Annotated in this window: 18 protein-coding genes; 16 read left to right on the top strand and 2 right to left on the bottom strand. The window is 50.2% G+C overall.

The features are described 5' to 3' along the window. The first annotated feature begins 2 nt into the window (after positions 1–2). The 3 genes from hemL to JZI27_RS10760 all read left to right on the top strand — a co-directional run bounded on the left by hemL (position 3) and on the right by JZI27_RS10760 (position 2,412). Entirely contained in the window at positions 3–1,286 is a 1,284-nt protein-coding gene (hemL, locus tag JZI27_RS10770; protein WP_280207511.1) for a glutamate-1-semialdehyde 2,1-aminomutase, read from the top strand. A 154-nt stretch (positions 1,287–1,440) separates the two neighbouring features. After that, on the top strand, positions 1,441–1,923 hold the full coding sequence (locus JZI27_RS10765) for a GyrI-like domain-containing protein (RefSeq protein WP_280207510.1): 483 nt from the start codon (positions 1,441–1,443) through the stop codon (positions 1,921–1,923). A gap of 81 nt (positions 1,924–2,004) precedes the next feature. After that, positions 2,005–2,412, top strand: coding sequence for a DUF1266 domain-containing protein (locus tag JZI27_RS10760; protein WP_280207509.1), 408 nt, complete (start codon positions 2,005–2,007; stop codon positions 2,410–2,412). Positions 2,413–2,470: 58 nt separating this feature from the next. On the opposite strand, the gene JZI27_RS10755 is transcribed toward JZI27_RS10760, so the two are convergent. Further along, positions 2,471–3,691, bottom strand: a complete 1,221-nt coding sequence (locus JZI27_RS10755; protein ID WP_280207508.1) for a polysaccharide deacetylase family protein — start codon at positions 3,689–3,691, stop codon at positions 2,471–2,473. A gap of 419 nt (positions 3,692–4,110) precedes the next feature. Between JZI27_RS10755 and JZI27_RS10750 the strand changes: the two genes are divergently transcribed. The 11 genes from JZI27_RS10750 (at position 4,111) to JZI27_RS10700 (ending at position 15,923) form a co-directional block, all read left to right on the top strand. After that, positions 4,111–4,911 carry an alpha/beta fold hydrolase gene (locus tag JZI27_RS10750; RefSeq protein ID WP_251242949.1) on the top strand — a complete coding sequence of 267 codons (801 nt, stop codon included), beginning with the start codon at positions 4,111–4,113 and terminating at the stop codon, positions 4,909–4,911. A gap of 124 nt (positions 4,912–5,035) precedes the next feature. Beyond that, positions 5,036–6,913 carry a bifunctional metallophosphatase/5'-nucleotidase gene (locus JZI27_RS10745; RefSeq protein WP_280207507.1) on the top strand — a complete coding sequence of 626 codons (1,878 nt, stop codon included), beginning with the start codon at positions 5,036–5,038 and terminating at the stop codon, positions 6,911–6,913. 126 nt (positions 6,914–7,039) lie between these two features. Further along, positions 7,040–7,369 (top strand): PadR family transcriptional regulator, encoded by a 330-nt coding sequence (locus tag JZI27_RS10740; protein ID WP_122910313.1) that lies wholly within the window; start codon positions 7,040–7,042, stop codon positions 7,367–7,369. Next, positions 7,356–7,910, top strand: a complete 555-nt coding sequence (locus tag JZI27_RS10735; RefSeq protein ID WP_280207506.1) for an HAAS signaling domain-containing protein — start codon at positions 7,356–7,358, stop codon at positions 7,908–7,910. The genes JZI27_RS10740 and JZI27_RS10735 overlap by 14 nt, the downstream gene beginning before the upstream one ends. Before the next feature lies 1 nt (position 7,911). After that, the gene (locus JZI27_RS10730; RefSeq protein ID WP_280207505.1) at positions 7,912–8,730 is read left to right on the top strand and encodes a DUF4097 family beta strand repeat-containing protein; all 819 of its coding nucleotides are present in this window, start codon (positions 7,912–7,914) and stop codon (positions 8,728–8,730) included. A gap of 140 nt (positions 8,731–8,870) precedes the next feature. After that, positions 8,871–9,908: a uroporphyrinogen decarboxylase gene (gene hemE / locus JZI27_RS10725; protein WP_280207504.1), complete on the top strand. Its 1,038-nt coding sequence runs from the start codon at positions 8,871–8,873 to the stop codon at positions 9,906–9,908. 18 nt (positions 9,909–9,926) lie between these two features. Further along, positions 9,927–10,859, top strand: a complete 933-nt coding sequence (gene hemH / locus JZI27_RS10720) for a ferrochelatase (protein WP_280207503.1) — start codon at positions 9,927–9,929, stop codon at positions 10,857–10,859. Positions 10,860–10,872: 13 nt separating this feature from the next. Continuing rightward, positions 10,873–12,282 (top strand): protoporphyrinogen oxidase, encoded by a 1,410-nt coding sequence (gene hemY, locus JZI27_RS10715; RefSeq protein ID WP_280207502.1) that lies wholly within the window; start codon positions 10,873–10,875, stop codon positions 12,280–12,282. A 90-nt stretch (positions 12,283–12,372) separates the two neighbouring features. Further along, complete coding sequence (locus JZI27_RS10710; protein ID WP_280207501.1) at positions 12,373–13,929, top strand: LysM peptidoglycan-binding domain-containing protein; 1,557 nt, start codon at positions 12,373–12,375, stop codon at positions 13,927–13,929. A gap of 22 nt (positions 13,930–13,951) precedes the next feature. Continuing rightward, positions 13,952–14,941, top strand: a complete 990-nt coding sequence (locus JZI27_RS10705; RefSeq protein WP_280207563.1) for a phosphotransferase — start codon at positions 13,952–13,954, stop codon at positions 14,939–14,941. After that, the gene (locus JZI27_RS10700) at positions 14,928–15,923 is read left to right on the top strand and encodes a hypothetical protein (protein ID WP_280207500.1); all 996 of its coding nucleotides are present in this window, start codon (positions 14,928–14,930) and stop codon (positions 15,921–15,923) included. Before JZI27_RS10705 ends, JZI27_RS10700 begins: the two co-directional genes overlap by 14 nt. Positions 15,924–15,974: 51 nt before the next feature. Here JZI27_RS10700 and JZI27_RS10695 read toward each other — a convergent pair whose 3' ends face one another. Then, the gene (locus JZI27_RS10695) at positions 15,975–16,157 is read right to left on the bottom strand and encodes a hypothetical protein (RefSeq protein WP_122910322.1); all 183 of its coding nucleotides are present in this window, start codon (positions 16,155–16,157) and stop codon (positions 15,975–15,977) included. Between the two features lie 130 nt (positions 16,158–16,287). Here JZI27_RS10695 and JZI27_RS10690 point away from each other — a divergent pair, with 130 nt between their 5' ends. Together JZI27_RS10690 and JZI27_RS10685 are read left to right on the top strand one after the other, a co-directional pair. Then, a complete protein-coding gene (locus JZI27_RS10690) occupies positions 16,288–18,468 on the top strand; it encodes a PP2C family protein-serine/threonine phosphatase (protein ID WP_280207499.1) in 2,181 nt (726 codons plus the stop codon). Beyond that, complete coding sequence (locus JZI27_RS10685) at positions 18,465–19,703, top strand: ATP-binding protein (protein ID WP_122910323.1); 1,239 nt, start codon at positions 18,465–18,467, stop codon at positions 19,701–19,703. The genes JZI27_RS10690 and JZI27_RS10685 overlap by 4 nt, the downstream gene beginning before the upstream one ends. Positions 19,704–19,783: the final 80 nt, after the last annotated feature.

Here is a 19,783-nt window from a genome sequence, read left to right as displayed (position 1 = left end):
AAATGAACAGAGAGAAATCGACGAAGTTTTTTGCAGAAGCGCAGCATTATATACCTGGTGGTGTAAACTCGCCTGTGCGCGCCTTCAAAAGCGTGGGCGGCAATCCGGTATACATCGCCAAAGGGGAAGGCTCCCGAATCTTCGACGTGGATGGAAACAGCTACATCGATTACATCGGATCATGGGGTCCATTGATTTTGGGCCACGCTCATCCAAAAGTACTGTCTGCCATTACAGAAGTGGCAGCATTGGGTACCAGCTTTGGGGCACCGACCGAGCGGGAAACCGTGATGGCCAAGCTGGTTTGCGAGCTGGTGCCATCCGTTGAGGTTGTGCGGATGGTCAATTCCGGTACAGAGGCGACGATGAGTGCACTTCGCCTGGCTCGCGGCTATACCAAGCGCAACAAAATCATGAAGTTCGAAGGCTGCTACCATGGTCATGCGGACAGTCTTTTGATCAAAGCGGGTTCAGGTGTAGCTACGCTCGGTTTGCCTGATAGCCCGGGTGTACCAGAAGGCACAGCACTCAATACGATTACAGTGCCGTACAACGATCTGGAAAGTGTAAAGCTGGCGTTCGAAAACTACAGTGACGATCTGGCTGCCGTTATCGTCGAACCAGTAGGCGGCAATATGGGTGTCGTCCCTCCGTTGCCTGGCTTCCTGGAAGGCTTGCGTCAGATTACTGAGCAATACGGTACTCTCTTGATCTTTGACGAGGTCATGACCGGCTTCCGCGTTGCTTTGGGTGGTGCACAAGAGCGTTTCGGCATTACACCAGACCTGACTACGATGGGGAAAGTTATCGGCGGCGGCTTGCCAGTTGGCGCTTACGGCGGTAAACGGGAAATCATGCAACAGATCGCGCCTGCAGGTCCGATCTATCAGGCAGGTACGCTTTCGGGCAATCCGTTGGCGATGGCAGCAGGACTGGCGACTCTTCAGGAATTGTCCACACCGGGTGCTTACGAGCAGCTGGAAAAGCTGTCCAAGCGTCTGGGTGAAGGTCTCGCCGAGAACGCAAGCAAACTCGGCATTCCACATACACTGAACCGTGTTGGATCGATGGTTTGCCTGTTCTTCACAGATACGCCTGTCATCAATTACGAGACTGCGAAAACCTCGGATCTGGAGCGTTTCTCCTCATACTTCAGTCATTTGCTGGACGATGGCATCATGATTCCGCCATCCCAGTTTGAAGGCATGTTTGTATCACTCGCTCATACAGAGGAAGACATCGAGCGTACGATTGAGGCAAGCTACCGGGCCATGCAAAAACTGTAAGAACGAAACCCCCTTTGAAAAAGGGGGTTTTCCTGTTTTCTTGTTTGCGCAATGTTTTAAACAGAGGTTTCATTTCCTCTTACAGGATTTGTCTGTATTTGTTAAGAATATGGTAAAGTGTGGATAAAAAGTCGATAACAAAGGAGACATCGTGATGGAGGGAATGGTAGTCCAAGTACCGCAAAAACATTTTATTGGCATGAGCTTTTCAGGACCTTTTCAGACACTGGTGGAAGGGATGACCGACCATTGGGGGAAATTTGTCGCTCGACAGCAAGAGATACCGCTCGTGATTCACCCCGATGTCCGATACGACATCAGTGATGAAAATGCCAAGTATCGCATGTATACCGAATATGTGGCAGTGGAAGTCGAGGGCTTTGAAAGAATCCCGGAAAGAATGGTAGCTTTCACGATCCCCGCCAGGACATACGCTCGTTTCACCCATGTCGGCCCCATGTCTACGGTAAAAGATACATACACACAGCTGTTTCAATGGTTGGCACAGCAGGGACTGGAAATGGACGAAACGGCATTGCGCATGGAGCGTTATGATGCTCAGTACATCCCGTCCATGCACGCACCGGATCGCCCCGAAAATACATACCAAATCTTTATACCGCTGAAGGAAGTCTAGCTGTTCATCGCCCAACCGAGGTGAGGAAGGTCTGCATGGCTTTTATGACACCCTGCAAGCAGACTCTCCTGAATATGTACCATGTGGTGTAACACCTCCTATGAGCGAATGGCCATCATCCACAACGTCCTCCGGCAATTGCCATCCGGTGAGATCACTGGATTTGGCGGTGGGTGGGCAATTTTTCTCTGTCGCGTTGGCGTGGTTTACCAGTTCTTGACGAAAGAAGAAGCGTGGGTGATCAACTTGGAGGCAGCCCGACACGTGCAGGAGCATCATGACAGCTGGCAGAATTATTTCATCGGCTTTGCAGCAGGGAGTCAGTTTCACTTGTCGGATCGTCGATGGAAGAAATGCATCCCGGTCATGAACCGGGTGAGCACGATACTGGGCAGAAGCACGTTGGGTTGGAACAGAGCAGCGTGGGTTCAGGATTTGCTGCCGGATAAGGAAAAGCACCTCCCCAAGCAGGAGAGTATCTCTGTTTGACAGGTAAATACTGAAAAGAAAGCCAAGCGTACGCAGAAAAGCGATGCTTGGCTCATTTTTATTTATACGGCTTTACGCCCAGCAAGGTATCCAGTCCGACGATTTCGAAGCCTTGCTGTTGAAGCTCGGAAATGATCATAGGAACCGCTTTGGCTGTCTCGCTTTTGTCATCATTGGAGTGCATCAGGATAATGTCGCCATTCCGTACGTTGTCCATCACGTTCTTGCGGATATTTTCGGCTTCCTTTTGAGACCAATCCAGTGTGTCGATAGACCAGAGAATAATCGTATTCCCGTTTTGCTTGGCCGCTTTCACGACCTGTTCATCTGTCTCGCCAAAAGGAGGACGCAGGAGAGCAGGCTTTTTGCCAATAACCTGCTCGATTTCGTTCTCCGTCTGGATAAGATCCGCTGCTATGCCTTGCAGGTTTTTGGTTGTTAAATCTTCGTGCAAATAGCTGTGACCCTGAACAAGATGACCGCTCTTCGCGGCGAGCTGTACGACCTCCGGATTTTCCTTCACTCTGCTGCCGACGAAGAAGAAGCTTCCTTTTACCCCGTACTGGTCCAGCGTGCGGATGATCGCGGGTGTGACAGTAGCATCGGGACCGTCGTCAAAGGTTAAGGCAACCTGTTTTTTATTCGGGCCATTGATGTACACTTCATCACGATGCTTGCTTGCAAATTGCCGAATCTCGTTTCTCCATCGGTCCATGTTTTGTTTCGCTTTCGTAGATAGCTGGTTGGATTCACCTTTGATAGCCAGATCGTAAGTCTCGGGGATCGATGCCGATGGGTCAGCTCCTTGATCAGCCGAAGCAAGCAAGGATACGTGGTCTACTCTGCCTCTTTCATCGGAGAGGATGAAGCGAAGGGACAATGATTCGTCAAGGCTGTAGGAGAGAACGGTTTCATTCGGCAGTTTTCTGATATGCTCCGCTTCGCCGAGCATATCCATGATCTGGTCCCGGGAGATTCTTTGCAGATTCCCTCCTACTTGATCCAGCTTGTCAGGTTGGCCCCAAGCTTGCTCTACTTCGTCCATGGTCGTTTTGGTAACCACAAAGGAAGTATGCGGGATTTTCCCATCCCGTGCCAGGTCGATCAAAACCGCAAGCTCGAACGGGTTCTTTTCGGCTGGTGGTGTTTGCGGCAAAGGCTCTTCACTCTGGGCTACAGGAGGAGCTTGTGCCGATTCGTTTTCGGTGCTAAAAGGAGAACACGCTGTGAGCAGCAATGCCAGAATTACGGTTTTGGTTGTGTTGGTTTGTCGTTTCAACCTGTGTACCTTCTCTCTCAGGTAGTCAGTGGTGCTTTGCTACTAGTATGGACGAAATAAGGGCCAGAAGGTTGCATGCTTTCGATAAACTGGAAGGTATGGGACAGGCAAAAAGAGAATGGAATTAAAAATCAGCTATCAAGTCAGGAGTTGAAGGGATGACAACGAATCTATACTTCGTCCGCCATGCCCATTCTGTCTACTCACCGGATGAATATAAGCGGCCACTACCTGGGGACAGAAGTGGTGATCATGGAGGATTTCAAGGAAAGAGTCTTGGCGGATCAGCAGATCGCTCATTTTGATGAAGCTGTTCTGAAGGCTGTTGAGCGACTCTGGGATCAGCCATAGGATACAGGTTTAGGTTTTAGCGGCTCCGGGCAAGACTTTGACAAAGACGGAAAGAAAGGGATGAGCATATGAAAAAACGGATTCAGTTAAAAAATGGAAAACGCATCGCCTATCAGGAAGAAGGGACTGGAGGGACCCCCATTGTTTTGCTGCATGGCTTTTGCGGAAGCAGTGCGTATTGGAACCGGGTGTTGCCTCTTCTCGGTAAAACCCGTCATGTCATCGCTGTGGATCTGGCAGGCCACGGGGATAGCTCAGCACCAGAACCGAATGAAGCCTATACGATTGAGAAATTCGCGGAGGAGCTCTCCATGCTGGTGGAGGAGTGGGGTTTTGAACGTATTCATCTCTTCGGCCATTCATTGGGAGGCTATGTTGCCCTGGCATTTGCCGAACAGTATGCAGACAAGCTGCAGAGCTTTGGTCTGATTCACTCCACGCCCTTTCCAGATGACGAGGCAGCCCAGCAAAATCGCAACAAAGGGGCAGAGAGCATCCGCAGCAACGGAATAGAGCCGTTCATCAAGGCATTGGTTCCCAAGCTGTTTGCGCCAGAGAACCTGAAGTCCATGCCCGATCAGGTTGCTTTAGCCAAAGAAATCGGACTGGCTACCGATCCAAACGGGGCCATCCAAACTCTCCGGGCCATGAGGGATCGCAAGGATCGGCTGCACGTTTTGCAAGAATCCCAGCTCCCTGTGTTGTTGCTGGCAGGTGACCAGGATCAAGTCATTGCACCAGCCAAGACCTTTGTGGTAGAAAAGGCACAGGTCCAGCAAGTGCTGCTGCCAAATGTGGGGCACATGGGCATGCTGGAGGCTCCTCAGGATTTAGTCGATGCGATGGTGAAGTTTGTCGAGTCACTTTAGAATCCTTTACAATCATTCATTTTCTAGTACATTTATCCAATCTATCAGCCAAAATTTAATAATTTTTGATATAATGGTCACGAGTTTGGACAAATAGATACATAGTTGAGAGGGGAAATTTGCGATGAAAAAAGCACGTCGTATTTCGATGACTGCATTCGCTTCAGTTGTCTTTGCCTCGATGATGGCAACATCCGCTTTTGCTGCACCGCTGCATCCTGTTCAGCACGCTGACTGGATGGCAAAAAAATCGATCATTTCAGCGGGTCAAAATGGGGATTTAGCCCTGGAACGCAATGTTACATTGGCTGAAGCACTGGTTGTTTTCGCGAAGCTGAAAGAAACTGAGCTGACAGCTGCAGCAGCTGGAGCACATTGGTCCACTCCATATCTGAACTGGGCAAAAGCAGAAGGGGCAGTCAGCGACGCAGATACCGCCAACCCTTCACAAGCTGTTTCTGCTGCCAAACTGGTTGCAATCGCTGAAAAACTGGGATACAGCATGAGCCTCGACGAAAAAGCACAGGTAACACGCGGCGAGTTCTTCCAGGCGTTGGGAGATGCAGCTACCACCCAAATTACCATCGCGCACACCAATGACGTGCATGGTCACATTCAAGAAGATAAAGGACAAAAGGAATATGGCTACGCCAAGATCGCTACCTTGATCAATGAATGGCGCTCAGAAAATGATAACTTCCTGCTTCTCGATGCAGGAGACACTTTCCAGGGAACCATTTTCGTGAACCAGTTCAAAGGGGAATCCATCGTTCCGATTCTCAACCACCTCGACTACAGCGTGATGGCTGCTGGAAACCACGAGTTTGACTTTGGCTACGAGCAATTGCTGAAGCTGCGTGATGCATTGGATCATCCCGTAATCTCTGCGAACGTGTTCAAAGCAGACGGTGAAGAACTGCTGGTTCCTACCTTCAAGGCTGAGATCGGCGGCAAGAAGTTTGCCTTCCTGGGCTTTGTAGCAGAGGATACACCAATCCTGACACACCCTGACAACGTAAAAGGACTTACCTTCAAAAGTCCTGTAGAGGTTGCCAAGGCTGTCGTTCCTGAACTGAAAAAAGAAGTGGATCACGTGGTAGTCGTTTCCCACATCGGAATTAACGTCGACCGTGAGATCGCCGAAAATGTGGAAGGAATCGACCTGATCGTCGGCGGACACTCCCATACGCCACTGCGTACTCCAGAAGTCATCAATGGAACCTATATCGTACAGGACTGGGAGTACGGCAAATCTTTGGGCCGTGCTGACCTCTACTACCTGGATAATGAATTGGTTGCCTTCAGCGGCGGATTGAAAGAATACGATGAGACTGTCGTAGCGGATCCGGAAATCGATAAAATGGTGAAGGACATCGTCACGCAAATCGACACAGTCATGAACGTGGTGATTGCCAAATCTGAAGTTCCACTGGATGGCGACCGCAATCTGGTCCGTAAGAAAGAAACCAACGTGGGCAACCTGATTACTGACATCATGCTGGAGCGTACGCAAAGCATCCCTGGCTATGAAGCAGATGTAGCAGTGGCGAATGGCGGCGGTATCCGCACACAGCTCGAAGCAGGAGACATTACGAAGAAAAACCTGTATACTTTGCTGCCGTTTGAAAACAACACTTTATCAGTAATTGAAGTTACAGGGGCAGAATTGAAACAGGTCTTGGAACATGGAGTGAGTGATGTGGAAAACGGCGCAGGCCGCTTCCCGCAAATCAGTGGAATGAGCTTTACCTACAGCAAGAGCAAACCGGTGGGGGAGCGCGTTCTCGAAGTTAAGGTAGGCGACGCTCCACTTGATCTTGAGAAAACCTACAAGCTGGCGACCATTGACTTCTTGGCTGCTGGGGGAGATGGGTTTGAAATGCTGAAAGAAAAACCATTCTTCAACTCAGGTTTGTCTATGTACAGCGTGGTTGAAGCAGGACTGATCGAGCGTAAAGTCGTCAATCCGCAGGTTGAAGGACGTATTGTTGAAGTAGAATAGACGTTTTGCGACACAAAGACAGGGGACGAGCATTCATTCCCTGTCTTTTTTTCATTCAGGAACAATAATATTTAGTACCTTGTATTGTATAATAGTAATCTGGTAGAATTTTCTGGGTGATGCACAATGAATGTCCAGTTTAAAAAAGGTGTCCTGGAGCTGTGCGTGCTGGCGTTAGCCGCGTATCAGGACAGATACGGGTATGAACTGGTTGCGAGCATTTCTGAAAAGTTCCATATTTCCGAAGGGAGCGTTTATCCCTTGCTGCGACGTCTTACACAGGAAGGCTTGTTTGTTACGTACCTGGCAGAATCCCAGGAAGGTCCGCCTCGCAAGTACTATCGGCTGACAGAGCGAGGACGTATCTATATGAACGATCTGATCCTGGAATGGCATGTGTTCAGCCGTGGTGTGAATCAGATCATCGAGGAGGGACTTGGGTATGACGAGGCTTGAGTTTATCGAAGAATTAAACGCCTTGCTGGCGGATTTGCCTGACAAGGATCGCTTGGACATCCTTTCTGATTATACGGAGCATTTTTTGATCGGGATCGAGAAGGGGAAAAGTGAACACGAAATCGCTGAGCAGTTAGGGAGCCCGAAAACAGTAGCCAGAGAAGTATTGGCTGGGTATCGTATTCATCAAGCCCAGACAGATGCCTCCATTGGAAATATCAGCCGGGCGATTCTGGCCACCGTTAGCCTTGGTTTTTTCAATATTGTTTTTGTACTAGGGCCGTTCATGGCTTTGATTGGAGTACTCATCGCGTTTTATTCCGTAGCCGTCACGCTCTTGTTTGTTCCGTTTGCCTTTGCGTTCTTTCCTCCGTTACTGGCCGACATTTCTGAGAATCGACTTCTCATGCTGTTCGGATGCTTGACCTCAGTCGGTTTGGGGGGCATGCTGTTTATTTGGCTGCTGCGCTTGACGGTTTGGCTCTATCGACAGTTTTTGCGGTATCTTCAATTCAATGTTCAGATGATCAGGGGGAAATAAGATGACCCGATGGTTAAAAAGATTGTTCCGATTCTTTTTGCTCGTATTTATCGTCGGCGCAGTAGGTTTGATCTGGCTGTTATCACAAAGGGATACACTGATCGAGGCGGGGACGGCAATCGATGAGCAGCGAACGATTGAACAAGCGGTAAAAGGGGTAGAAATCGCGACCAGCAGGGTAGATGTCAAAGTCATGTACAGCCATATCCCTACGGCTCGTATCGGATTAGTGGGCAAGGTGTCGGAAGAGCAGAGAAAGCAAATTCAATTGCAAAGCGAAGTGAAGGCTGATGGAAGCTTGCAGGTGAAGGTGATCGAACAGCAGGGTGCCAATCTGTTTTTCATGGGACGCAGCTGGCTTCAACTGCAGGTATTGCTACCCGAAACGGATGACTCCTATGATCGCTTGCAAGTAAAAACCGATACCGGTGATGTGAGCATTCATACCGTATCAGCCAAGGAGGGCAAAGTCTTCTCCAGCACGGGAGATATTGATTTGCTCGGATTTCACGGAGACACCTTGGAAGTCAAGACCGAAACAGGCGACATTAATCTAATAGATACGCAGGCAGCCATGCAACTGACGAGCACGACAGGTGATGTGGATGTCCTGAATGTACCTGAGCTGCTGCACGCATTAAAAGTAAGCACGGAGACTGGCGATGTTCAGATCACGTTTGCCAAACAACCAGCCGCGGTTGATTTGGACCTGGAGGCGCCGATTGGGGATATTGAAGTAGGTTGGACAAAAGGTTCCTATAGCGTGGGAGGACCGACTCTTTCGGTGAAATCCTCAACGGGAGATATTCGGATTCAATAGACAAAGTTTGGCAAGAATAATGGAATAGGTTGGGAAAAGTAGAAACGATAAGATTTTGACACAAAAAAGAGCGTTTTTGTCGAAACTCAATGGTATCATTAGGGTTGGGAAAGATTATTGTGCAAAGCGAGGTTTATTTCATGACCGCAAAACCATTTAACGATACGTTCTTAAAAGCTTGTCGAAAGGAAGCGACGGATCACATACCAGTATGGTATATGCGTCAGGCTGGTCGTTATCAGCCTGAGTACCGGGCGATTCGCGCAAAACATACCTTTTTTGAAATGAATTACATACCGGAAGTGTGTGCGGAGGTTACCCGATTGCCTGTAGAGCAGTTGGGTGTCGATGCAGCGATTCTGTTTGCCGACATAATGACTCCGTTAAAGCCGATCGGCGTGGACGTAAATATCGAATCTGGCATCGGGCCTGTCATCGCCAATCCTGTTGAGTCCCTGGCCGACGTCGAGCGTTTGAGCGATCTGGACCCGGAGACACACGTCCCTTATATTCTGGAATCCATCAAGATTTTGCGTCAGCAGCTTTCTGTTCCGCTGATTGGCTTTGCAGGTGCTCCGTTTACATTGGCCAGCTACATGATCGAAGGTGGCCCGTCCAAGCATTATCACAAAACCAAATCCTTCATGTACACCGAACCAGTAGCATGGCAGGCATTGATGGATAAACTGGGAGACCTGACCATCACTTATCTGAAAGCACAAATTCGGGCGGGGGCTCAGGCAGTGCAAGTATTTGACTCCTGGGTAGGGGCATTGAACGACGAAGATTACCGGACTTTCATTGCACCTGTCATGAACCGGATTTTCTCTGCACTTCGCCAGACGGATGTACCGACGATCTATTTCGGTGTAGGGGCAGGACATCTTCTGCAAGAATGGAACCGCTTGCCTGTAGATGTAGTGGGACTCGACTGGCGCACTTCGATCACCACTGCACGTGAACTTGGAGTGACCAAGGCGCTGCAAGGTAACCTCGATCCGACACTGTTGCTGGCTCCATGGGAAAAGCTCGAGTCCAAAGCGCAAGAGATCCTGGCTGAGGGAACCAAGAAGCCTGGTTTCATCTTTAACCTGGGACATGGCGTGTTCCCAGACGCAAAAGTGGAGACACTGCAAAAATTGACCCAACTGATTCATAGCTACAAGACAGGGCAGTAATCAGGAGGTGCGTGAAGGATGTCTAAACAAAAAACGGGACTGCTGCTGATGGCGTATGGTACGCCACGCACGCCCGATGAAATCGAGCCTTACTATACGCATATTCGCCGTGGGCGCAAGCCGTCCCAGGAGCATCTCGACGATTTGGTCTCACGCTATGAAGCGGTAGGGGGATTGAACCGTTTTGCCGAAATTACGGACGAGCAGGTTCAAGAGCTGGAAAAAGAAATGAATAAGCGCTACCCGGATCGTGAATTTGCGGGCTACCTGGGGTTGAAGCATATCTCGCCATTCATTGAGGATGCAGTCGACAAAATGAAGCAGGATGGCGTAGAGGAAGCGATCAGCCTGGTGCTGGCCCCTCACTATTCAACTTACAGCGTCAAAGAGTACAACGGACGGGCTAAAGCGCATGCAGAAGCCATCGGCGGGCCGAACATTCGCAGCATCGAGAGCTGGTACCTGGAGCCTGGCTTCATCTCCTACTGGGTGAGTGTGATTCAGGAAGTCTTTGCATCCATGTCCGCTGCCGAACGAGAGAAGGCAGTCGTGATTTTTTCGGCACATAGCCTTCCGGAGAAGATACTTCACTCCGGCGATCCTTATCCACAGCAGCTCGAGGAAACTGCCAAGCTCATTGCAGAGCAAGCAGGCATAGCGAACTTTGCGATTGGTTGGCAAAGCGCTGGAAATACACCTGAGCCTTGGCTGGGGCCTGATGTACAGGACTTGACCAGAGAATTGCATGCCAAACACGGATACCAGGCATTTGTCTATTGTCCAGTCGGGTTTATTGCAGAGCATCTGGAAGTTTTGTATGACAACGATGTGGAATGTAAGTCAGTAACAGATGAGTTGGGCGTGCACTACTACCGTCCTCCGATGCCGAATGCCAGACCAGCTTTTATCTCCAGTCTGGCGGATGCCATCGAGAAAAAGTTGGTAGACTAGGGGTTCGATCAAGATGAGTGAGACAACCTATCACATTACGATTATTGGTGGCGGCATCACAGGTCTGAGTGCCGCCTTTTATTTGCATCAGGAAATCGAGGCAAAGAACTTGCCTGTTCGCATTCAATTGATTGAGGAAGCAGATCGTTTGGGCGGCAAGATTAAAACCTGGAGACATGAGGGGTACGTCATCGAGCTTGGACCGGACTCCTTTCTGGAGCGAAAAGGAAGTGCGGCCCAATTGGCACGGGATTTGGGATTGCAGGATGAACTGGTGCGCAATAGTACAGGTCAATCTTATATTTATCACCAGGATCGCCTGCTCCCGATTCCAGAAGGTGCCGTCATGGGTGTACCGACGAAGCTCATGCCATTTGTGCGCACGGATCTGATCTCCTGGCCAGGAAAGCTCAGGGCAGCAGCCGATCTGTTTTTACCCGCATCCAAGGGGAACGAGGATCGCTCAGTCGGAGAATTTTTTCGACGCAGATTGGGCGACGAGGTGATTGAAAACCTGATCCAGCCGCTCCTGTCCGGCGTCTATTCGGGAGATATCGACAATCTCAGTCTATTGTCCAGCTTTCCGCAATACGCAAAAATGGAACAACAGCATCGCAGTCTGATTCTGGCGATGAAGCATTCCAGGCCACAGACAAAGGATCCGGGCAAACCCAAGGGAATCTTTCTTACGCTGAACAGCGGTTTGGAAACGCTCATCGAGGAAATGGAGAAGCGATTGCCGGCAGACGCTATCTGGAAAGGGACAGGCTTGGAGAAACTGACAAAGCGCGAAAACGGAGGCTACATCCTGACGATGAAGGATGGACGTGTGGTGGAAACGGACGCTGTATTGCTGACGTTGCCGCATGCGATTACGGAGCTGCTGCTTCGCCCTTATGTTGAGACTCCGACACTTCCAATGGCCAAACCGCATATGGTCGCAACGATCGCGATGGGTTTTCCCGAGGAGGCGTTGGATCAGCGCCTGAACGGCACGGGCTTTATCGTGCCACGCAACTCGGGAGCCAGAATCACAGCCTGCACCTGGGCGCATCGCAAGTGGCCGCATACGACGCCAAAAGGCAAAGCGTTATTGAGATGCTTTGTTGGAAGGGCGACAGAACAGTCCTTTATGAGCATGTCAGATGAAGAGATCGTTCAGATGGTCTTGCAGGATCTGCGCAAAATCATGACGATTGAACAAGAACCAGACTTTTATCGGGTGACCAGACTTCAAAATGCGATTCCGTACGTTGTCGGACATCAGGATTGGGTGAAGGAAGTTCGCGCAAAAGTAGAGGCAGCGCTGACTGACGTTCACTTGGCCGGGGCTTCGTACAGTGGCGTAGGCGTACCGGATTGTATAGATCAAGGTAAAAAAGCGGTTCTAGATTTGCTGGCATCCATCCAACCGGGGAGATAATCCCCGGTTTTTTCGTTTTTCAGGTGCTAAACGACTCGTCCCGTCCATATAGTATAGGGAAATGTCCTGCACCTGAAAGGAGGATCACGAATGGCATTACAGGATGGACTACTCTCGTTTACCATCAAGGAGACCATTTTCCTCTCATCTGATAGAGCCGGAATTGGCGAGCTGCAAGAGTTGGAGCTCGTTCCGGATGTAGAGGTATTGGAGAATCAGTCCTATGTCTCCATTACAGGCTGCCTGCAGCTGTTTGGGAAGTACGAGCCGATCAGAGAACCTGCTGAACCAACCAGCGGTGGAACGGAAACTCTGATCGAGGCGATGAACTTTTCGCCGTTTCGGCAGGACGGAGGTGAACGATCGGTCTACGGCTGGGAAGAGCAGATCGGGCACCGGATTCCGCTCAACATTACCATTCCCTTAGAACGGATTGCAGAGATGGGAGATATCTACGCGGTCGTTGACAGTGTCGATTTCAGGCTTGAATCTCCGCATCAAATGCTGGTCGAGGCAGAATTGAAGATCGCTGGAATTCAATTCACAAACCAGGCAGAATCAGAGCCCCAGAAAGAGATGGCTGTTCCGTACGCAGAAGGATATCATGCCGTACCCGCCAGCCAGGAAGATTCCTGGGAGTTTTCTCATGCGGCAGTTGAAGGGGATGACGTCCTGGAGGAACCTTCCCTGGACGAAATTGAGCAAAAGCTGAGCGCATTGGAGCAAGAGATGGAAAGACAGGCACAGACAGTATCCTTTGAATCAGAGGAGTCGCCTTCCTTGTACGATGCACCTGCGATACCGGTTTCTTCCCATCAGACTTCGAGAACAGAGAGCTACGGGGAAGTGTCTGAGGAATCATTGGCCGAGTATGAATCCGCACAAATAGAGTCCTGGCAGCATGTGGCACAAAGTCAAACACAGGATTCATCTGCCTACGAGCAAGTCCTGGCTCAGGAAGACTATGAAGAAAGATTGGCTGTCGACGGACCAAACAAGGAAAATGAAGAACTTGTCCTGGCGATCCATGAACCGCAAGAAGTGCAGGATGTAGATTTCACCTCAGTGTCCGTGGAGGAGCGAACATCGAGTGAATCTAACGACGAATCGTATGAAGAGTCGTATGAAAGCCAGTCTGTATTCGCCAATGAAGAGCGAGAAAGCCACGAACTTGCAGTCAATTCAGAAGAAGCGGTCGAAGATGAGGAATTGGCTGAAGCAGCCGAAGTGATGGCGAATGCAGATGTAGAAGAGCAGGAGGAAGAAGTCGAGGTACGAATCGCGATTTCAGGCAAGCCATCTAGAGAAGAAGCAGGCAACCTGAACATCACGTCAATCTTCTCAAATGCGAGCAGGGCGAAGCAGGATGCAGAAGCGTTGCAAGCCGAATCGTCTTCCAGCTCCTCCAAGAAAGCATCGCTGCAGGAAGCCAACCCAAGTACACTGGAAGCCATGCAGAATTTGTCTTCCTTTGTTCGTAGTCGGGAAGAGAGAACCAGCCAGCTCAAGCTGTGCATCATTCAAAAGGAAGAAACGCTGGAGCTGATTTCACAGCGGTACTCATTACCCGTATCCAGGCTGGTGGAAGTAAACCGACTGACAACTGATCAGCTTGTGGCCGGGCAAATCCTGTACATTCCACAGTGAGGAGTGGAGGACTGTGGACAAAATGGATCTCCAAGAGATTTGTCAACAGTATCGGGCACGTGTGATCCGTGTAACGCCACTTGAAGATTATTACTTGCTGGAAACCAACCGAGGTCCCAAAGAACTCCGGGTATGGCCGCGCGTGGATGTGATGCGCTGGTCGTTTGCATGGCGCGAACGACTGGCGCGTCAAGGTTTTCGCGGTCTGGAGCGCTTTATTCGGACGCGAGAGTCGAAGCCATTTGTCATCGTGGGAAAGCGTGGCGTGACGATGACGGATCATCAGCGCCATATCGAAGCCTGTCAGTCCAATCAGGAAGTAGACCGCCAAACGGGACGTGTGATCGGCATGATGCATGCAGCCCAACAGGAAAGTCCTTTGCTTTCCGGCTTGGAGTACCTCAATCAGGAAAAACTGAAAGCGGAGACGGCGTGGAATCGCGCAAAAGCGCTGTTCGCATCCTATCGCAGGAGTCGCGCAGGAGAGGCACGAGGCGAGCGGTGGGTGGCAGAACTGATGCCGTCGCTTCTCCAGCGAATGGAGCGTTCTTATGCCATGCTCTCTCACTCGAGCATTTCTGCGGATCAGATAGGGGTATCTCATCGGGACCTGACGCGCGACAACTGGGGAATGGTGAACGACAAGCTGTTTATACGCGGATTTTTTCGTCCCACATTATCTGTACAGCTACGTGATGTGGCGAATTATTTACGCGAAATGCACCTGACACATGGCGACTTTTCGCAGGTCGATTCGTTTTTGGATGGGTATCAGGAAAAGAAGCCGCTAACCTATGGGGAATACACACTCCTGCTAGCATTCATGGCTCGTCCCCGGGAAGTGTGGAATAGTGTGGAGGACTACGTGACACGACTCTCGCACGAGCAGCAGGTGCCAACGACAGGTATAGAGCGGGCCCTGGAATCTCAGCAGTCTGTTGACCAACTGCTGCGACATATTGCTGACCGTGCCGAGCGAGCAAGGGGTGAAGGCAGCCGTGAGTCGCCATGAGGATATTTTCCCGTTGTTTCAGGAATACGACATGTTTGCGCAGACGATAGACGTGGTCAAGGAGCCTAATGTCTTTAAAGCTACGACTCCCTACGGCATGTTTGTCTGCAAAAAATCGCCGGTTCCCAGCCAGCGAATATCGCAGGTGAGCGATATCCTACGTCAGCTGCAGCAACGTGGTTGGGATGGGGCAGTGCCATACATTTACACCAAGTATGATGATCCTTTTGTGCAGCTCGATGAACAGGTGTATTATCTGACACGTTGGCAGCCAGGAGGTGAACAATGGGCGGATCAACCGCTCGCGTGGGCGACGCCTTGCTTGGAAAGGCTTGCAGAGCTGCATCATCTGACACAGAACTACCGGTTTGATGATCCACGGCAGGTGGAACCTCTGATTGATTCCTTGCTGAACAGATGGCAATTGTGGCTGGGGCAGATGCAAAAGGCAGCGGAGGAAGCCCACTTGCGCACCTATCAATCCCCATTCGACATCGTCTTTCTGGCGAATCAGGGATTTATTGCCGATATGGCCAATCAAGCCATGGAGCTGCTCACGGAGTGGAGAGAGCGTCATCAGACACACGCCCATTTTCGATTGTCCCTGATTCACGGCTATCCGCATCCGGCTCATGTCATACCGGATCGGACTGGTAAAGGTCGACTCATCAATTTTGATCGTGCTGTCTTTGATACACCGATCCGTGATCTGACCTTGTTTTACCGGACGTATTTTCATATGACTGGCGACCAGTCCGGCGCTTCCCAGCTGTTTCATCGGTATGCGGCGATTTTTCCGCTACGGCCAGATGAGATCGAGCTGCTTGCCGCTTTTCTTAGCTACCCGGAGAGAGTAATGCGCGACATTGACATTTATTACAATGGGAAGCGGGAGTGGAATGAGCTTTACGCGGTCAAGCGACTGGAAAAAGATATGGACCGTTTGATGCGGCTGCATCGCTGGGTCCAGCAAGCTTTTTAACAATCAACGTCTCGAACAGTGGGACGTTGATTTTTTTGTGCGATCGAAGGTTTAAAGCCAATCCAACACGATCGCTACATAGACAAAGGCAAGGATTCCAAGCAGCACGACATCGAAGGATGTAGGAAAGATGATCGTACGGACAAATTGAAATATGATCAGAGGTAGCAGAATCTGCTTACATCCAAATTTAATTCGCAAAAAAGTAGGATTGTACTTCCAGCGAAAGTTCATCTCGAAATCACCTCGTTCCAGCATATGCGGATGCTGGTGGGACAGTGCTAGTCATCTCGATGCAGGTTTGAAACGACCGAAAAGGGGGAAGGGCAAGAGAAACGAACCTATACGATGCAAGGTGATAAAGATGGTCTTGATAGCTTGGATTTACCTACTGGGGATCTGCCTGGGTGGCTGTATATTATGGGAAGCACGCAAACACGCAAAGGTCCAAAATGGAAACAATGTGTCTCTTTTGCAGGGCTTAGGCATGATCGCTTGGGGTGTCGGTCATCTCCTTCTCCTGCAGTCGTGGATGTGGGTTCAAAATCTGAGCGTGCCGGTCTTCCTCGCCTTCTACGTCTTATTTCTCTGGTCCCTGCATCGCTTCCCCCTTCCTGCTTCTCTCTCCTACGAGCGCTGGAAAGCGGTCATGGATCTGTCGATGTTAATAGGAATCTACGTAGTAATCGCGATATTCAACTGGCTGTCCAAGGATATAGATAATACGTTTACCGACTTTATGCAGCTATACAGTGGCTTGCTTCTTTTTGTCCCCGCATTGTGTCTGCTTGCGGGAAACGAATTGACCGCAAAGAGTCCCACAAGAACCTCACGCAGAAAGCTTCTGCTCGCTACAATAGGCTTTCTCGCAGTGGTAGTGATCCATCCCTATCTGCCGGTATTCGCAAGGGATGCTGCTCTCCTGACTGTGTCTATCGGCTTATGGCTGGGGCATCGATGGTATGGCAAAATAGACGGGAATGATGCCTTCGATTCTACCTATGAATTTCTGTATGCGAAGCTGAAGTTCTCTTATTATGACGGGATTGTCATTCTCATACTTATGATTGGAACAGCTGCTTCCCTAATCCTGATCCCGGAAATCCCGTTCGAGGGAAAGGTAGGACTCGCTCTGGGAATCTTGCTGTGCGCAAATCGTTTCTTCCTTTCGAAGCGCTGCAATCACCAATTGCTGAATGAGCTGTTCCTATCGGTGAACCAGCTGGAGGAGAACTATTCTGCTCAACTGCTTGCCTTGCAGGAAAAGAACAGCCAGCTTACTCAATTGCTTGGTCTGAACCGAAACTATGAGTTTCTGCTCAATGCCAGAAATGATATACAGATCCGGCCTGTAACGGCTGACTCCTTGCAGGATCTGGTGGAAGAGCTAGTCGGCAACTGGTACGCGAGAGTCCATACCATCACCTTCCTTCGTTTAACGCTTGAGTCCGAAGAAGGTGTCATGTATCATGGCGCTCAGCTTGGCGCTACGGATCACCCTGGCGTCATCCTTCGCGTCACAGAGCAAATGAAGGTAGATGATCTGCCTGATCCGATGAAATTGATCCGGTTTGTCACGCTGACTGCGGAAGTGAAAGCTGGAGAGTCGGGCGAAAAAGAGCTGGATCCCACCTTTTTCAGATTTTTACTGTTGCATGTTCACGACTATATTTTGCGTTGCCTGGACGATCGTCGCTCCGTTGCCTTTCGGGGTCTGGAAAAAGAAATGGAGCTGGCACAACGACTCCAATCTCTGCTGGTTCCAAGAGAGCAGCTTACCCTCGATCGTTTGATTGCACGCACGGTCTATTCTCCTGTTACGTATGTTGGGGGAGATTACATCGACTACATACGCATGGATGAGCGATTTACATGCTTCATCGTGGCAGACGTCTCGGGCCACGGTCTTCCGGCCAGTCTACTGGCGACAGGCATTCGCAGCGCGGTGCGAGCGGTATTACAAAAAAGCTGTGCACCCGATGAGATTTTGAGCCGCCTCAACCAGCTGCTGTACGATGATTTGTCCAAGACCCGATCATTTATTACGATGCTGGTCATGGTATACGATGGAGTTGAGCACAAGCTCCGTCTCAGCCGTGCAGGACATCCGCAACCGCTGTATGTGTCAGCTACCAAGCAAGTCGTACTACCCTGTGCTGGGGGCGTAGGGCTGGGCTTGCTGCCGAACAGCACATACGTCTCTGAGGATCTCTCATTGGACGAGTCTGCAATGATGCTGGTGTATACGGACGGTCTTCTGGATCGGGGCGGAAGCAACAATCAGGCCTATTCGAAAAAATGGCTGGAAGACCTCACTGTACTGCTTGGAAATCCTGCTGTAAACTGTATAAGCACGATGGATCGAGTCGAAGCTTTTTTGTGGGAAAAAACGAGAAATTTGCCACAGACTGATGATATTTCTGTTTTGATCATGCAATTTCAACCACTAGAGAACGACCCATACGTACATAGCGGGGATAGGAGCCCATCCGTCTATTCGTCCAACATGCCCAATGCGACACTGATAAAGGAGGTTAAACCGTGATTCTGTGTGAGCAGTGTCCGAATAATCCTGAATGCCAAAAATGTCTGGATGCCCTGCGCTCCGGCAATTCGGCAAGGAAAGTCATTCCGCCACGTCCTGTGCGTGTTACTCTACTTGGCAGCAATGAATCAGGCCAGGTCTCCTTGGTCACGGTTAGCCGGACAGCCATTGGCCTGTACAGCCCCAACCTCCGCCTTCATGATCGTATCGAGGTGGAGCTGGCATACGATTTTCGCATCATTGGCACAGGTCTGAGAGGGATTGAGGGCGATCCTTTCTATGTTCTGGATATTGATAAAGTGCTTCGTCGTCAGGAAGTATTGGATCGTCTCCTCATCGAGGAATTTCACACCTGGCTGATGAGCGGTGAGCTTGATCCCTCCAATATTTTGGTAGACTGGAGAGATCGCGAAGATGAGAGGAGCCGACTCATCAAGCAGGAATTGCAAAAACTGTCTATTTTGAGACAGGTAGAAACCATCTTTCTCTATCATTTTGAGGCCGGGAATCTGCGTTCTCTCGGTTCAAGCAGAGCAGAGCCGGACGTCGAACGGGAAATGCGAAGATTGGTGAGCGAGGCTGCCAGTAGTGGGGCATCTTTGCGGGAGCAGCTGGTATCAGCCAACGGAGAAAAAGTATTTGAGCTGTACGCGTCACCTCTGCCGGATCAGACCTGTGGAATCGCCTTGATTGACGTGACTGAGGTCATCACGGAGGAGAGGAGACGAAAAAAACGAGAGTGGGAGCTTTATCGCGATCTGATGGGTGTAGTCACGAAAAATAAGTTACTGCTCTTGAGCGATGAGGAGCTGTTCTTCCTGCTTCGGGAGGGGCGAAAGCTGCTGTCGATTGATCTTCATGCTCCGGAAGATTTGGCTGAGCTGCGTTTTGCGTTCAGGCGAGCGTTGGAGCCTATGAAAATACCAGACAAGCGGCTTTTGCAATACATGGTAGCGGTGAATGAGGCTGCATCTAACACGATCAAACACGGAAATGGCGGAACAGTCACACTGTACGTGCTGTCTGACTGGACGAAGTGCAGAACGGTCATCCACGACCAGGGACAGGGAATTGTCCTGGAGGACCTGCCACGCGCTACGCTGCTGCAAGGCTACTCCACCCAACAGTCCCTAGGGGTGGGCTTTCATGTGATGCTTCAATATTGTGACAGGCTGTTTCTTGGAAGCTCCCATGCGGGCACGAAGCTGATCCTGGAATGTGGAAACAATCCTTGACCGTACAGATTTGAAGCGGCTTTGAGGTTTATATAGAATGGAATCAGGGAAATGAATCAGTGTGGAATGACTATCGTACG

This window comes from Brevibacillus sp. AY1 (assembly GCF_029870785.1).
GTDB lineage: Bacteria > Bacillota > Bacilli > Brevibacillales > Brevibacillaceae > Brevibacillus > Brevibacillus invocatus.
This window is presented reverse-complemented; position numbering and strand designations above follow the sequence as displayed.